Annotated in this window: 12 protein-coding genes and 1 tRNA gene; 6 read left to right on the top strand and 7 right to left on the bottom strand. The window is 51.5% G+C overall.

Features of this window, described 5'->3' with window-relative positions; genetic code table 11:
* Positions 1–201: 201 nt before the first annotated feature.
* Positions 202–2,730, top strand: coding sequence for a cation-translocating P-type ATPase (locus P2W70_RS14720; RefSeq protein ID WP_276482242.1), 2,529 nt, complete (start codon positions 202–204; stop codon positions 2,728–2,730).
* Between the two features lie 71 nt (positions 2,731–2,801).
* Positions 2,802–3,785 (top strand): 1-phosphofructokinase family hexose kinase, encoded by a 984-nt coding sequence (locus tag P2W70_RS14715; protein WP_276482241.1) that lies wholly within the window; start codon positions 2,802–2,804, stop codon positions 3,783–3,785.
* An 18-nt stretch (positions 3,786–3,803) separates the two neighbouring features.
* Here P2W70_RS14715 and P2W70_RS14710 read toward each other — a convergent pair whose 3' ends face one another.
* From P2W70_RS14710 to P2W70_RS14695, 4 genes are all read right to left on the bottom strand, one after another.
* Positions 3,804–5,099, bottom strand: coding sequence for a L,D-transpeptidase family protein (locus tag P2W70_RS14710; RefSeq protein ID WP_276482240.1), 1,296 nt, complete (start codon positions 5,097–5,099; stop codon positions 3,804–3,806).
* A gap of 49 nt (positions 5,100–5,148) precedes the next feature.
* Entirely contained in the window at positions 5,149–5,976 is an 828-nt protein-coding gene (locus tag P2W70_RS14705; RefSeq protein ID WP_276482239.1) for a hypothetical protein, read from the bottom strand.
* A 156-nt stretch (positions 5,977–6,132) separates the two neighbouring features.
* The gene (locus P2W70_RS14700; protein WP_276482238.1) at positions 6,133–7,176 is read right to left on the bottom strand and encodes a baeRF3 domain-containing protein; all 1,044 of its coding nucleotides are present in this window, start codon (positions 7,174–7,176) and stop codon (positions 6,133–6,135) included.
* A 202-nt stretch (positions 7,177–7,378) separates the two neighbouring features.
* Positions 7,379–7,462, bottom strand: a tRNA-Leu gene (locus P2W70_RS14695).
* A 362-nt stretch (positions 7,463–7,824) separates the two neighbouring features.
* On the opposite strand from P2W70_RS14695, the gene P2W70_RS14690 reads away from it, so the two are divergent.
* Both P2W70_RS14690 and P2W70_RS14685 read left to right on the top strand, forming a co-directional pair.
* The gene (locus tag P2W70_RS14690) at positions 7,825–8,430 is read left to right on the top strand and encodes a hypothetical protein (protein WP_276482237.1); all 606 of its coding nucleotides are present in this window, start codon (positions 7,825–7,827) and stop codon (positions 8,428–8,430) included.
* A 238-nt stretch (positions 8,431–8,668) separates the two neighbouring features.
* Positions 8,669–9,619 (top strand): DUF2268 domain-containing putative Zn-dependent protease, encoded by a 951-nt coding sequence (locus P2W70_RS14685; protein ID WP_276482236.1) that lies wholly within the window; start codon positions 8,669–8,671, stop codon positions 9,617–9,619.
* Here the strand turns inward: P2W70_RS14685 and P2W70_RS14680 are convergent, their stop codons facing one another.
* From P2W70_RS14680 to P2W70_RS14670, 3 genes are all read right to left on the bottom strand, one after another.
* Positions 9,620–10,333, bottom strand: coding sequence for a tRNA1(Val) (adenine(37)-N6)-methyltransferase (locus P2W70_RS14680; protein ID WP_276482235.1), 714 nt, complete (start codon positions 10,331–10,333; stop codon positions 9,620–9,622).
* A 206-nt stretch (positions 10,334–10,539) separates the two neighbouring features.
* A complete protein-coding gene (gene tsaD, locus P2W70_RS14675; protein ID WP_276482234.1) occupies positions 10,540–11,565 on the bottom strand; it encodes a tRNA (adenosine(37)-N6)-threonylcarbamoyltransferase complex transferase subunit TsaD in 1,026 nt (341 codons plus the stop codon).
* A 110-nt stretch (positions 11,566–11,675) separates the two neighbouring features.
* Entirely contained in the window at positions 11,676–12,926 is a 1,251-nt protein-coding gene (locus tag P2W70_RS14670; protein ID WP_276482233.1) for an ABC transporter permease, read from the bottom strand.
* Between the two features lie 144 nt (positions 12,927–13,070).
* Here P2W70_RS14670 and P2W70_RS14665 point away from each other — a divergent pair, with 144 nt between their 5' ends.
* Both P2W70_RS14665 and P2W70_RS14660 read left to right on the top strand, forming a co-directional pair.
* Positions 13,071–13,940, top strand: coding sequence for an aldose 1-epimerase family protein (locus tag P2W70_RS14665; RefSeq protein WP_276482232.1), 870 nt, complete (start codon positions 13,071–13,073; stop codon positions 13,938–13,940).
* Positions 13,941–14,178: 238 nt separating this feature from the next.
* A complete protein-coding gene (locus P2W70_RS14660) occupies positions 14,179–15,774 on the top strand; it encodes a peptide chain release factor 3 (protein WP_276482231.1) in 1,596 nt (531 codons plus the stop codon).
* The last annotated feature ends 197 nt before the right edge of the window (positions 15,775–15,971 follow it).

Raw genomic sequence — 15,971 nt, 5'->3', positions numbered from 1 at the left:
CCCTGTTGCGAAACCAGCTAGAGGGACATGACTGCCTTGTGTTATTAAGTTTTAGCAGTGTAAATACCGCCAGGCTACATGCCTGCTGCGGTTTGTTTTGGGGATCATAACGGACAAAGGGCGGTATTTCCATACCGCCCTTATTGCATAGCATTCGGCAGTACCGCGCGCCAATCAGCAGGTTTTGTATAATTTACACCTATGGATAATTCAATTGACCGGCAAGGTTTGACGGCAGACCAGGTTATTGCCAACCGAAAACGTTATGGTGCGAACCTAACAAAGGCAGATGAGCGTTCTGTATTGTGGAGCGCCCTGTGGGGTATGGTCAAAGAGCCGATGTTCCTGTTGCTGGTAGTTACGGCTATCCTTTATTTCGTGTTGCACCAGGTGCAGGATGCCTTCATCATGCTGGGTGCCTTGCTATTGGTCAGTGGCATTTCGCTATACCAGGATTTTCGCAGTTCCAATGCCATCAAAGCCCTGAACAAGCTGGCTGCACCCCGCGCCAGGGTGATCCGGGCTGGCACCACAACTACGATCCCTTCCGAAGAGATCGTCGTGGGCGACCTCGTTTTGCTCGAGGAGGGTATCATTATCCAGGCCGATGGCACTTTACTATCTTCCCATGACCTCACGGTCAACGAATCCGTGCTAACGGGCGAATCGTATGCCCTTGTCAAGGCTCCCGGGGCGGATGATCAAGTATTGAAAGGTACGCTGGTAACATCCGGTGGCGGCATCATGCAGGTGCAGGCTGTAGGCCAGTCTACCCGATTTGGCAAAATTGGCGAATCACTCGTGCAGGTCGCAGTGGAAAAGACGCCCTTGCAGCGGCAGATACACCAGTTTGTGCGCAATATGGTACTGGTGGGCATTGTTGCCTTTGTGGTGGTGGTGGGGGTTAACCTGTATTTGTCGGGACAATTCAATACCGCCTTTTTACAAGGGCTCACCCTGGCAATGAGTATACTCCCCGAAGAAATCCCGGTAGCTTTTAGCACCTTTCAGGCACTGGGCGCTTATCGGTTACTAAGAAAACGGGTGATCGTAAAACAGCCGCAGTATGTAGAAACGCTAGGGGCGGCTACCGTCATCTGTGTTGATAAAACGGGTACACTGACGCAGAACAAAATGCGGATCGTGTGTCTTTACGAAGCTGCCACCGGGAACGTTTTTACACCGGGGGCGCCGGGAGAGTGCCCGGCAGAATTATTGTCGTATGCCATGTGGTCGAGTGAAACCACTCCTTTCGATCCAATGGAAAAATCTATCCATGCCCTATATGAACAAATTATGCCGGTTGACGAGCGACCATTCTTTACCCAGGTACATGAGTACCCCCTGGGTGGTGTACCGCCGATGATGACCCATATATTTCGTAACAGCGGAGGACAAACCATTATTGCCGTGAAAGGCGCACCGGAAGCCGTTTTGCGCAACAGCCGGCTGCACGATACCGACCGTAGCCGTTACCTCACCCGGGCAGAACAATATGCTCAGCAGGGGTACCGGGTATTGTCTGTTGGCAAAGCGGAGAGCAGCTATTTGAACTGGCCGGACAACCAGGAAGATTTCACCTTCACGTTTCTGGGACTGCTGGTGTTTGAAGACCCTATAAAACCGGGTATTGCCCAAACCATTGACAGTTTCCGGAAGGCCGGCGTGCAGGTAAAGATGATCACGGGCGACTACCCGGCCACCGCGTTGACGATTGCCCGGCAGGCCGGTCTGGACGGACATGCGCAGTGGCTGACTGGCGAAGCGGTGATGAAGATGAACCCGCGTGAATTGGAACTGGCAGTGGCCAAGACGACACTATTTGTGCGCATGTATCCAGAAGCCAAGTTAAAAGTGATCAATGCGCTGAAAGCTGCGGGTGAAATTGTCGCGATGACGGGTGATGGCGTCAACGATGCCCCGGCGTTGAAAGCGGCCCATATCGGTGTAGCCATGGGCGTGCGTGGGAGTGAAGTGGCCAAAAGCGCCGCGTCGCTGATATTGGCCAACGATGACCTGCAGGGCATGACGGATGCCATCAGGCTGGGAAGAAAGATCTATGATAACCTGCAGAAAGCGATCCGATACATCATCAGTATTCATATCCCTATCATACTTATTGTATTGCTGCCCCTCTTGCTGGGCTGGTCCTTTACCGGTATTTTTTCACCCGTGCATGTCATTTTCCTCGAGTTGATCATGGGGCCTACCTGCTCGATCATCTATGAACATGAACCAGTAGAGGCGGGCACCATGAGCCGGCCACCACGGAAGATCAGTTATAGTTTTCTATCCTTTCGTCAGCTGCTCGTGAGCATGCTACAGGGGCTGGCCATCACTGCCGGCTGTCTGGGCATCGGCTATTATCACCTGTATACCGGGCATGATGAAAGTATGGTGCGCACGATGATCTTTGTTACCTTGCTGTTCAGCAATATCTTCCTGACACAACTCAACCGGTCTTTCTATTATTCAGTTTTTACCACCATTCGCTACAAAAACATCCTGGTGCCATTGGTCACGGTCATTACGCTGGCATTCATTGGCAGCCTGCTCTGGGTACCATCGGTGCGCAGTCTGTTTTCTCTGAGCCATTTGCCTGCCAATCAGTTATTGGCTTGCCTGGGCGTAGCTGCACTGAGTACGGGGTGGTTGGAGATCGTTAAATGGAAGATCAGGCGCTCTATTCATACTTCACCACCACAATCGGAACACGCTGACCGTTATTAGCGGATAAGATGACCTGGATCATCGGATGGAGGAGGGGTGCGGTGTAGCTTTATCCTTCAATCAATAACGTCATGGCCGGTATCTACACCTTTACCCCCAATCCTTGTCTCGACAAGAGCATTTCCGTACCGGTACTGCTGCCGGACAAGAAATTACATTGTACGATCGACCAGGTACAGCCCGAAGGCGGAGGTATTAATGTAGCGCGTGTATTAAAAAGACTTGATTTATCTGCCATTGCCGTGTTACCGGCGGGTGGGCCAACCGGTGACCGCTTGCGGCAATTGCTGGATGACGAAGGGGTCGATAGTTTGTTGGTGCCAGCCGTTCACAGCACACGTGAAAACATCATCCTGACTGAATCTGCTACACAACGACAATTCAGATTGGGCATGCCCGGCGAGCCGCTAACCCATCCGGAATGGGAACAATGCCTGGATGTGCTCGCCCATGCCGGCGGTATGGAATACCTCGTTGTTAGTGGTAGCCTGCCGGAAGGAGCACCCACAGACCTGTTTCATCGAATCGCTTCCATTGTGCAGCATCAACATGCCCGTTTGATCGTCGATTCAGCCGGCAGCTCCCTGCAGGCAGCTCTACAGGCTGGCGTGTACCTCGTAAAGCCCAATCTGTCCGAGTTGGCCGGTTTGTACGGCAAAACAGCATTGAATGAATCCCAGGCGCTCGAGGCAGCCCGACGGTTGGTCGATAAGGGGCAGGCCAATATTGTCGTAGTATCGATGGATGCACGTGGTGCGCTCCTCGTAACTGTCGATGAATGCTACCGGGCAGTACCGCCTGTGATCAAACCAAGAAGCAGCGTGGGAGCAGGCGACAGCATGGTTGGCGGATTGGTGTACGCGCTCAGCAAGGGCTTTTCGCTGCGCGATGTATTGCGCCGGGGAATAGCCTGTGGCAGTGCAGCGATCATGAACCCGGGCACTACCTTGTGCCGGCCCTCCGATGTGCTGGCCATCGAGGCCGAGGTGCAATTGTTTCCGCTGCTACTGCCATCCCTGGCACCGGGCGGCGGTGCTACTATCACAGCCGTATGATCTTACTCAATGCGCCCCTCATCTCTCTTGTTTCTCCACGCGTTTCTGATAGATGTCCTTGTAGTAACGAACATTGCCATTGATGTCGGGCCAGGCGGTTTCGTATACAATCACCACTACTACTGGTTTCTTCAACGCCAGAATGGTTGGTGTGGTATTTAATGCATCTCCCTTTTGCAATATGGCATCTAGTGCTACGCTATCCTCTTTTAACAGCAGACGAGCCAGCTCCTGCACTTTTTCTACCCGGATACAACCATGGCTCAGGTGTCTGAAAGGAGCATTGAACAATAGCTTCCAGGGCGTATCGTGGAGGTAAATGCCATAGGGACTGTAGAAATTCAATTTGATGATGCCCATCGAATTGTCGCAGCCCGTGGATTGACGAAGGGTATATGGAAAGTAGCTACTGCTGTACCTATTCCAATCTATGGAAGAGGTTTTGATCAGTTTTCCATTGAGCAATACCTGGTACCCGTTCGCTTCGAGAAAATCCGGGTTTCTTTTAATCATCGGTAACAATTCCCGGCGGGTAATTTTTGCCGGAACAGTCCAATAAGGATACAGGATGATCTCCCTGATCGCGCTGGTGAGCGTACCGCTGGGCGCAGATGGCTTTCCAGCAATAATTCTGGAGGATAGCAGCAGTTCTTCCTGTTCGTAATAATGCAGGGTTGCTGAGGGAATATTTACCACTATACACCGGTCAGTCAACAGGCACTGCATCCACTGCACCGTATGGAGCGCTTTTCGGAGTGCATCGATCCTGCCGGTCATTGATTGACGGACCTTGAAAGTTAGGGTTATGTTTCCCGTGTCTTCAGCGCGCCTGATCAGCACTTTTAGCGTATCGTGTAGTGCCCGGTAGAGCTGGTTCACAGGCCTTAGGGTGCTGGTGAGGCTGTCTATCCGCCCAGAATGAACAGCCTCCACCAATTGTTGCGTGATATCGATGCAGGAGGTGGAAGCCCGTATTCCATCATAGGCTACCGGAGTGGCACCAGTACCAAAGTGGATGGTTGTGAATAGCCTGATCGATGCTTCCGTGAGCCGGAAATCGGCAGCTATGCTGTCCGGTTCGTTGCGCAGGATACGTGAACCATCGATGATCGAGTCCAGAAAACCGATGGGGAAAAAGCTGACCGCCGGATCGGTGCCGGACAATTGAAGATAGGCGTGCTTTAGTTGTTGCAAGAGGACCGGTTGCAGCCATGGCGTACGACTTTCCATCAATTTGTAAAAACGCACGATCTGAGTGGTGTCGGTTAAATAGGCAGGCCTTTGTGCGAAGGCGACCGTCAAAGATAAAATCATTACGATCAACCAAAGCAGGAATCTCCGCTGACCCAGCCTCAAACAGGCTCTATTTGTGCGCGATAAAAACGGGCAGGTGGTGATCGGTGATCGCATCGGCTATAAAGCTTCTTTTAAACAATTGGGAGGTGAGGGAACGTCCAAATGCTCCACAGATCAGCAAGCCCCCCTGTTGTTCATTCAACCAGGTCGTAAGGTACTTGCGTGCATCGATGTGTAGCGACAGGTAGGCACATTCGTCGATATGAGGGCTGAGCAGGCTTTTTAATTTCTTTTCTTGTGGAATGGTCGCTGTTTCATCTTCATTGAGGTAAACGATGAGTGTTTTCCGGTCGGTCAACTCAGGAAACAGGTAGATGAACTGTTTGATGGCAAAAACTGCCGCTTCACTGCCGTCATAAGCGATTATATTACTTTGGGGGTAGTTGTATTTTTCAGGAACCAACAGAAGCGGGCATTCCGATTTGTGTAACACATCCTGCAGGAACTCGTTGATAAATTCGGTGCCTTTGCCTGCATAAAAAGCCTCGCTGCCTAACACCAATAAATCGGCAAATCGCGTTTCATTCAGCAGTTCGGCCATGGTGAAATCGAAGAAGTCCTGGCGGACGGTATACCTGATATGGTATTTGCGACAAAAGTCTTCAAAATGGCTGATGGTTTCGCGCACCGTCTCTGCCTGTATCTCCGATCCAAGCGGAACAAACAGGGAACCGGCCATCGCGCCTGCTTCCGTACTCCACAAGGCGGAATACTCCATTTGAGGAAGAAAGATTCCGGTTAGGCTTACGGGAGCCATTTGATGCAGGTGAAGTATGGCGTTCATAACTCCTTCAGAGTAGTGCATATTGTCGAACGCGACGATTATCTTTTTCATAGATCTTTGCGTATTTGTTGTTGAAGTTACCTGTCCGGACGCCCCATTTCCCATGAGGGCTGTCAGCCTCAGGGCTGAGTATCATCATTAAAAAGCCCACCGTAGACACGGCGGGCGGCTCTGCTCTTTGCAGCGCTTATTCTACGTTAATGACTTTCAGACTTTTCGGGTAGCGGAGTGATGACAGGATTCGATCAGGGCAATGTGTTGAAATGCCGACAGGCTACCCGGAGGCAGTAGCGCGACTTCGCCACCATCTTTCAGCACTTTTTCGATGGTATCGTTGACGAGGTCAAACTGTTGCAGTGGGTCAGCGATGGGCCAGGCGGGCGACTCTTCCCGACAAGGTGTGGCATTGACCCGTGGTGCCAGTTTGATGAAATTTTCTTCCACCACCAATAAGGTGCTTCTGCGGTGAGTGGCCGCGTTCCATACCTGGTCGATGCCCACATCTAACAGTTGCTCTGCCTGGGCGTTGTGCAGCTTTTGAAGCAGGTAATCCTGTTGATGTTTTTGCCAATGATTGAAGGCAGGTTGCAGGGTGCTGAGCAGCTGCTCTTTATTCTTTAGCTGCTCCTGGCAAGGTATATAGGTCAGGATATTCTCATTGTGCACTGTGGCTTTCTGGAAGACGTCGATGGCCGTCTTTTGACCAACAATTAGTACAGGCAAACGGTAAGCCCTAAGCAGTTGATCAAGGCCCCAGTCGGCCTGCTGGCACCAATTATTGGAGGTTCGGCCATTGTGTTTGATTAATGTAAGATTAGCTGTATCGCCCTCGTATACATCCAGACAATCGGTATTGACCACCATGGCCAGATAATGTGGCTGGTTTGATTTTGCGCGAATGATGTTCCTGATGTCAAGGTCCTCCCCGGTACGAATCGTTTCCGTAACAGGGAAATCAAGGTACAACAGGCGGGACAAATAGGGCGTGGCCAGTAAGGCCAGGCTCTTTTTGTAATTGTAATACGACACCTCACTGATCAACTGGCGCAACCTGGCCAGTACCGGCAATGCTTTACGATAAGAATATTGCTGAAGCAGCCTTGCTTCGGCTTTCTCAAGCATAGCTTTGAGCCGGACATCGATCGATGATTTTTCCTGGATCTGTGGTTCAAAGGGCAGTACGAGACAAACTGCCGGCGATTTGCCGGTTTCCTGGACCAATTCTTCGGGAAAACTGACTACCTGAAGCATAAAAACAGGTTTTATTGGATGAATGTAAAAGCAAAGGCGCGTTGGTGAAGGTGTGATCGGCGTTTGGTCTTTGACTACCTCAAAAATAATATGGTGCTTTAACCATTTGCCTGACGGTGGTCAATGGGGAAGGTGAGTGTGGTCACGCCTGTAAATAACAATAAAAAAAGCCTGCAAGTCTACACTTACAGGCTTTTTCTCGTGCCCAGAACAGGAATCGAACCTGCACTACCTTTCGATAACAAGATTTTGAGTCTAGCGCGTCTACCAGTTCCGCCATCTGGGCCAATAATCTTGGGGGTGCAATATTACGCATTTTGTCGGATTCCGTCCAAATTATAATGATTTAATTTTTAGCCCCTTGTAAATAAGCTTCCATCCGCATCCAACCATTCGCAACACCACATGAAAATTTTTCAATATTTTTAAGTTGACGGTCTCCATCACTATACTACTGTATATTTAGCCCCGGGTCGGGGCAATCAATAGTCAAGTTCGTTCCAAAAACCGCGATAGGTGCTGTTACCTGCTGCAAAATCTAACAAACGGCCCGCATGTGCATGCTACTCCATCGAACCGTATCCTTGCTCAATTATTTAACGGAACTGTATTGCCATGATGCAGGATATTGACCTTTTAAATTACACTATGGACAATAAGAAGTCTGGACTCGCCCTATTAGCGGAACAGATACCGGCAATCAAAGCCTACAAGCAGGTTGCCTGGAACATCAATCAACTCAAAAAGAAAAACGTCAGTCTGCCTGGCACCGACATCATCGCTCAATGCATCACCAGCCTGGAAGTAGACTATGGTAAAAACTTTATGAAGAAATGGCGCATCGACCTGCTCGCCTACGAAAAACCCTACTGCCTCGACCGCTATTTCGTGATGTCCTCCATTCCCGACAAACACAACGATAAAAAACCCGAAGTGCTGCAACTGCTCGTCGGCAGCACCCAACCCAACCTCAATATCCTCCTCGAGCTCGACAGCACGGCCCAACGCGCCTGCTGGCTCTATTACGACGCCCTTAAAGAAGCGCCCTTCCAGCACGCCATGAACGCCATTCTCCAATTCTTCCTCGACAAGAAGATCCAGCACCTCAACCTGCTGCACGTACACCAACGCGTCAACGTGCCGCTGATCCGCTCGTTTTTCAGGAAAAACAATTACACCATCGACATCGAACAACCGGCCGTTGCCGTTCAAATACCCGTTATCCAACAACCGTCGGAGAAAACCAATAATTAAACCTGCAGTAGCCACCCGCATAGCCGGCAAAGACACCGGCAGCGGCAACACGCTCTTATTTACAACAACTCTTCTTGGGGAGCAATACTTTGCGGAGAATACTCCAAACCTTCTGCCACATAACCGGAGATTTAGTGATTGAACCGCAAAGGTACGATTATGTATGGCCAGGCAATCCCGCCCGCCGGATTGTAACAAATCCTTTTGCCGGATCGTTTAGTGGGAAAACAACCCCGACATGAAACCTGGCTTTCTCCTTGTGCTGATATCCGGCTTATTCCTGAACGGCTTTTCCCAACCCGCCATCCATACCAGCGACGTCAAACATTTCTGGCTTGCTTACGACCTGGTACTAGCCGAAAAAGACTCCGCCAGGCGCGTCAGCATCATCCAGCAGCGCTACCTCGACCCGGGCAGCCAGGGACTGAAAGATTTCGCCACTAAACGGGGCTGGACCGCCGACCGTTTCGTACAGGCGATCGACGCCCACCCTCAATTCTGGCAATCTGTGCGCCCCAAAACCTCCAAGGCCCTGCAACAAAAACGGACGATCGATGGGCTGTTCAAAAAATACCAACAGCTCTATCCCGCCTTCCGCAAGCCCGACATCTATTTCCTGATCGGTTACCTGGAGACCGGCGGCACCACGACCACCAATAGCGTGTTACTGGGCACCGAGATCGTGGCCGCCGACAGCACCGTCGACGCCACCGGCCTGGTACCCCTGCTGCAAGGTTTCTTTCGCACCAACAAAGGCATCGCCCCCCTCATCGCCCACGAGATTACCCATACACAACAAAAAGGCGGCGATATGGAAACCGATCGCCCATCAAACCTCCTCGGCTTCTGCATCGCCGAAGGCGCCTGCGAATTCATTGCTGAATTACTCACGGGAAAAACATTGCAGCACCCGTACCTCCAATACGGCCGGATGCATGAAAAGGAATTATGGAAAACATTTAAACTGGAGATGCACGGCACCAGTACCCGCAACTGGCTCTATAATGGAGGAAGAAAAGACGTGCCCGTGGCCGACCTGGGATATTTCATCGGTTATGCGATCTGCAAGTCCTACTACCAACAAGCTGCCAACAAAAGGCAGGCAATTGCCGACATTATCGAGCTGGACCTGGAAGACCAGCAAGCCCTGGACGGCTTTTTGCAACAGTCAGGCTACCATCCGCAATAATTACAAATACAGGTAATACGGCTTTAACAGCTCCGTAAAGTCATCGGTATAGCCGCCTTCTTCTTGCTGGATCACCAGCTCAAACTCGGGCGCAAAATTCTCCTTATGCCGACTGTAATGAAGAATGGAACGGAAGTAAGGATGTTTCGGTGTGTGCTTCACCAGCAGGTTCTCCACGAGGTGAAAGCCCTGCCTGATGGCCAGTTCGTGAAAGTAAGTCCAGCGTTGATAGGGGAGTAGTACGCCAAAACTGCCTTCCGTATCGAGGTTGTCATCGATCGCCTGCACCAGCTCTTCCAGCTTCAGCAATTTGCTGTGCTTGGCCACCTGCTCCGCATCGGCATCCGACGGCAGGTCGTTTTCGAAGAAAGGCGGATTGCTGATAATGAAATTATACTTGCGGGGAAAAGAAAACGTACGTACATCACCGGGAAACACGCGCAGCCGGTCCTTCCAGCCATTCTGGCTCACATTCTCTTTGAGTTGCTTGTAGGCCGCCAGGTCGATCTCGATGCCATGCACCTCCGCTTGCGATTGCTGCGCCACCATCATCATCAACAGCCCGGTGCCGCTGCCCATATCGAGTACATTGTAATAGTCGGGAATCTTGGCAGCAAACCAGGCACCCAATATGCAGGCATCGGTACAAACCTTCATCGCGCATTGATCCTGGTGTATGGTAAATTGCTTGAACTGAAAGTAACTATTGGCCATAGGCGTTATGGGTGGTTTGCGGCATCAGGTTTAATGATCGATGGAGAGTCATTGCCGAAAGAGATCCATAGGGAGTGCGGGATTGGCTGGAAGTTGGTTGCTGGAATAAAGATAACAGGCTGACCCATTATACCCATGAGTAAATGTACCCATTTTTATCCGTTACCCTACGGACCAGCACCGGGTAATCTCCACGGCCCTACCGCTTACCATTCGGCCCGGGCTGTAGGTTCCACCCGTAACTCGCTAAACGCGCCTGCCTGGTATTTGTAATAAGCCGTCATGGCGATCATCGCCGCATTGTCGGTGCAATATTGAAAGGCGGGTATATAAGTATTCCACTTGAACTGCTGGCCCCATTCGGTGAGCATGCTGCGCAGTCCGCTATTGGCCGATACACCTCCAGCGATACAGATATCCTTCACCCCCGTTTGGATGGCCGCTTTCTTCACCTTATTGAGCAGGATGGTGATGATGCGGTATTGGATCGATGCACATATATCTGCCAGGTTCTTCTCCACGAATTGCAGATCGGCCGCCTTGTTTTCCTGCAGGAAATACAGGATGGCCGTTTTGAGACCGCTGAAGCTGAAGTTCAGCTCGGGGATCTTCGGTTCGGGGAATGCAAAGCGTTTGGCATTGCCTTCCCGCGCATATTTATCGATGAGCGGACCACCCGGATAAGGGAGGCCCAATATCTTGGCCGATTTGTCGAAAGCTTCACCGGCCGCATCGTCCATCGTTTCGCCAATCACCGTCATCTGCAATGGCGATTCGCACAATACGATCTGTGTATGTCCGCCACTCACCGTGAGACAAAGGAACGGGAAGCTGGGTTTGGGATCGGGCTGACCATTGGTCGAAGTAGGGATCAGGTTGGCCACCACATGCGCCTGCATATGGTGCACGGCGATCAAAGGTATATTCAACGCCAGCGACAGCGATTTGGCAAACTGGGCGCCTACCAGCAACGCACCGATGAGGCCGGGGGCCTGGGTAAAAGCAATGGCATTAAGTTCAGCCATCGTAACACCGGCATCTTTCATGGCCTTGTCGACCACCGGCACAATGTTTTGCATATGGGCCCGGGAAGCCAGTTCGGGTACCACACCACCGTATTGTTCGTGCACTTTCTGGCTGGCGATCACATTGCTGAGAATAACCCCGTCGCGGCATACCGAAGCCGAGGTTTCATCACAAGAAGATTCTATGGCGAGTATAAGGATAGACAATGCTGCTTGTTTGTAGATATGAAAAAAGCACGCAAAGATACACCACAACGGGCAAACCGTTTTGCTGGACAGCAAAGGCCGGCCGGGAAAGGCCAGGACTCAACAAACCGTTATTTACTGCGGATGGCTTCTACAGGATTCATCTTGGCCGCGATGGAGGCGGGGATGATACCAGCCAGTACCCCTACCAGCACACAAATGCCGATGGCCAGCGCCAGGATGCTGGGCGCAATGAAGACGGGGAACCCGACCGCGGAGGAAGCCAGGGTAAGCAGGAATACGCCCGCTACGCCCAACAGGCCACCCATGATACACAGGAAGGCCGACTCCAGGAGAAACTCGGTGAGGATGGTACTGCTTTTGGCCCCAATGGCCTTTTTAAGACCGATCTGCGAAGTGCGTTCGCGTACCGTTACGAACATGATATTGGCGACGCCAAACATGCCTACGACCAGCGACAGCGCCGCAATGGCCCAGCCACCTTTGTTGATATTGCCAAAGATGTCGCTGGCAAAACTGCTGAAGGCATCGATATCATTCAGGGAAAAATCATTGTCTTCCGTAGGTTTCAATTTGCGCACAGACCGCATGGCACCGGCCAGTTCGTCTTTCAGCTGCGCCATAGGTACCGTCTCTTTACCCTGCACCATGATCACGGGGTTGCTGTTCTTCTCTCGCACCATCTGCCGCATAAAGGCCACCGGCATCAGGATACTGTTGTCGTACTCCCAGCCACCGATAATGCTTTTACCCTGTTTCTTGATCAATCCTACCACAAGGCCGCGTTTGCCTTCCTTCATCTTCACCAGCTGACCCACCGCTTTTTCGGGGTTGCCAAACAGGTTGACCGCCACCTCATAACCTATAACAAACACATTGGTGCCATAGTCGAAGTCGGCCTGCTGCAGGTAACGGCCCTGCTGAATTTCGATGGGTTGTATATTGGAGAACTCTTCAGAAATACCATAGTAGTTGACGCCGGAGATGCTGTTATCACCCACTTCGAGGGTGCTGGTGGTACTGATGTTGAAAGCGACGTTAGCGGCTGCCGGCACCTTTTTCTTGAGCATCAGCATTTCATCGAAGGAGGGATCGGGACGTTTTACATACTTCCACCAGGGATAGTCGTTGCCACCATCGGCATATTCCCATTTGTCGATATAGACGGTATTGGAACCAAGGGCCTTGATGTCTTTCTGCACGGCATACTCCATGCTATTGACCGCAGCCAGCACACTGATGATACAGAATATACCAAAAGCTACACCACTCAGGGAAAGGAGGGTGCGCACTTTATGGGATTTGAATTCCTGCCAGGTAAGGTTGAGGCTACTGCCCAGTATTTCAAATACGCGACGCATGAACCAAATTTAAGGTAATCCTGTTAACCAGGAAACGTTTATTATTTAATTGGTAGTCAATGGATGGAATTTGTTACGCTTGTCCGAAATTCGCCATTCATCGTTCCATGATCAACAATCATTCAACATCCGAAATCAATAACCATGTTCACCATCGAAAGTCCCGGCATCAAGGCAGTAATCAATCCGAAAGGCGCAGAACTGACGAACCTCGTGCTCAAATCCACCAACCAGGAATATATGTGGAGCGGCGATCCCGCTTTCTGGGGCAAATACTCGCCCGTACTGTTTCCCATAGTAGGCTCCCTGAAAAATAACGAGTACCAGTACAACGGGCAGTCCTATACCTTGCCGCGTCATGGCTTTGCCCGCGATCAGCAGTTCGCGGTGGAGCAGCAATCGACCGACGCCATCACCTTTTTGCTGAAAAGCCATGAAGAGTCGCTGAAGGTATTCCCCTTCGCCTTTGAATTTCGCATCCGCTATACCGCCGTCGACGCTACGTTGGCCGTGACCTACGAAGTGGTGAACCCCGCTAAAGAGTACCTGTATTTCTCCGTAGGCGCCCACCCCGCCTTCCGGGTGCCGCTGACCAACGATACCGAATACGACGATTATGAACTCACCTTCGAGCGCGAGGAAACGGCGCCCCGCTGGCCCATTTCGCCAGATGGCCTCATTGAAACGAATTCCCAGCCTTTGCTGCAGAATACCCAAAAGCTCCCGCTGACCAAGGCCCTGTTCCAGAAAGACGCCCTGGTACTGAAAGGGCTGAAATCGTCTCGCATCTCGCTGCGCTCGGAGCAAAGCAACCACGGCCTGGACCTGGACTTCCCCGGCTTCCCCTTCTTTGGCATCTGGGCGGCGAAAAACGCCGATTTTGTTTGCCTGGAACCGTGGTGCGGCATTGCCGACAGCGTCGACACCTCCCAACAACTAACAGAAAAAGAAGGCATTAACAAGCTCAACCCCAAAGAAACTTTTACCCGTACCTGGACGGTGACCCTGTTTTAACCACCAACAATGTACGCCGAAAGGGTGGTGGATGTACTCCCCCATACAGTACGCATACATTCCAGGTGCTTAAACCTTATAACATGCGCGCTCACTACCCGGAAGACTCCGGGTAATCTGCCGCTATTTTGGTACCTTTGCACGGTTTTTTTGGCTTCCGGTATGCCCTGGCTGCCCGGCAAAGGGCCAACTAAGCCAATGATAATCATTGCACAAACAGACTAACCCGATATATTGAATGAAATATCAGCACGAGATACAGAAACGCAGAACCTTTGCCATCATTTCGCACCCGGATGCCGGTAAAACGACCCTTACCGAAAAATTCCTGTTGTTTGGTGGCGCCATCCAGACGGCCGGCGCGGTAAAAAGCAACAAGATCAAGAAATTCGCGGCGAGTGATTTCATGGAGATCGAACGCCAGCGTGGTATCTCGGTAGCCACCTCGGTGATGAGTTTCGAATACAACGGCATGCTCATCAACCTGCTCGATACCCCCGGTCACAAAGACTTCGCAGAAGATACGTACCGCACCCTCACCGCGGTAGACAGCGTTATCCTCGTGGTGGATAGCGTAAACGGGGTGGAAGAACAAACCCGCCGCCTCATGGAAGTGTGCCGCATGCGCGCCACCCCGGTGATCGTGTTCATCAACAAGATGGACCGCGACGGCAAAAACCGCTTCGACCTGATCGAAGAGATCGAAAAAGAACTGAACATTCACCTGCACCCGATGTCCTGGCCCATTAACAGCGGTAAGGACTTCAAAGGGGTTTACAACCTGTACGATAAAAGTCTGCAACTGTTCACGGCCAATACCAAGGCCAACGACGAAGATGCCATCCGCATTTCGGACCTGAAAGACTCGGTACTCGACGATCGCCTGGGTGAAAAAGATGCTGCCCTGTTGCGGGATGATGTAGAACTGGTAGACGGCGTTCATGGCGACCTCTCCGTGAAAGATTACCTGGCCGGACAGGTAGCGCCCGTTTTCTTCGGCAGCGCCATCAACAACTTCGGCATCAAGGAAATGCTGGATACCTTTATCCGCATTGCCCCCTTGCCACTTTGCCGCCCCACGTCGGCGCGGGAAGTATGCCCGGATGAAGACAAGTTTTCCGGCTTCGTCTTTAAGATACACGCCAACCTGGACCCCAAGCACCGTGACCGGATCGCGTTTCTCCGGGTATGCTCGGGCAAGTTTGAGCGCAACAAATATTTCCACCACGTACGCCTCGACAAAGACGTACGTTTCAGCAACCCATACACCTTCCTGGCCCGCGACAAAGACGTGATCGAATCCGCCTTCCCCGGCGATGTGGTCGGCTTGTTCGATACCGGCAACTTCAAGATCGGCGATACGCTGACAGAGGGTGAGAACTTCTATTTCACGGGTATACCGTCTTTCTCACCGGAGATCTTTAAAGAGGTAGTCAACAAAGACCCGATGAAAACCAAGCAATTGGAAAAAGGCTTATTACAGCTGACCGACGAGGGGGTAGCCCAGCTGTTTACCCAGTTTGGCGGCAACAAGAAGATCATTGGTTGCGTGGGTGAACTGCAATTTGAGGTGATCCAGTACCGTCTGCTGCAGGAATACGGCGCCTCCTGCGAGTTCAGGGCACAGCCTTTCTACAAAGCCTGCTGGATTACGAGCAACGACGCTAAAAAGCTGGACGATTTCGCCCGCTTTAAAGGTGCCAACACCGCCACCGACAAGGATGGCCACCTGGTGTACCTGGCGCAAAGCGAATGGTTCCTGAACACGGAGCGCCAGAACAACCCGGATATCGAGTTCCACTTTACGAGCGAGATCCACAAGGAAACGGTTTAATACCGATTTTCCCAAAACCTATACACACAACAGCGGTTGATGCTTTATCTTGTAAGCATCAACCGCTTTTTTATGCAAATGCGCTGGTGCCTTTGCGGGCATCTGCGGGGTACAACCACTAAGCGGTAGAGCGCCATACCCGGACCTTCAAGCAACGATAACGCATTGTAAATGATCATGCCTGGCATGGTTATTCC

This window comes from Paraflavitalea pollutisoli (assembly GCF_029360705.1).
GTDB lineage: Bacteria > Bacteroidota > Bacteroidia > Chitinophagales > Chitinophagaceae > Paraflavitalea > Paraflavitalea pollutisoli.
Note: the sequence above shows the minus strand (reverse complement) of the source record. Positions and strands in the feature narration are given on the sequence as shown.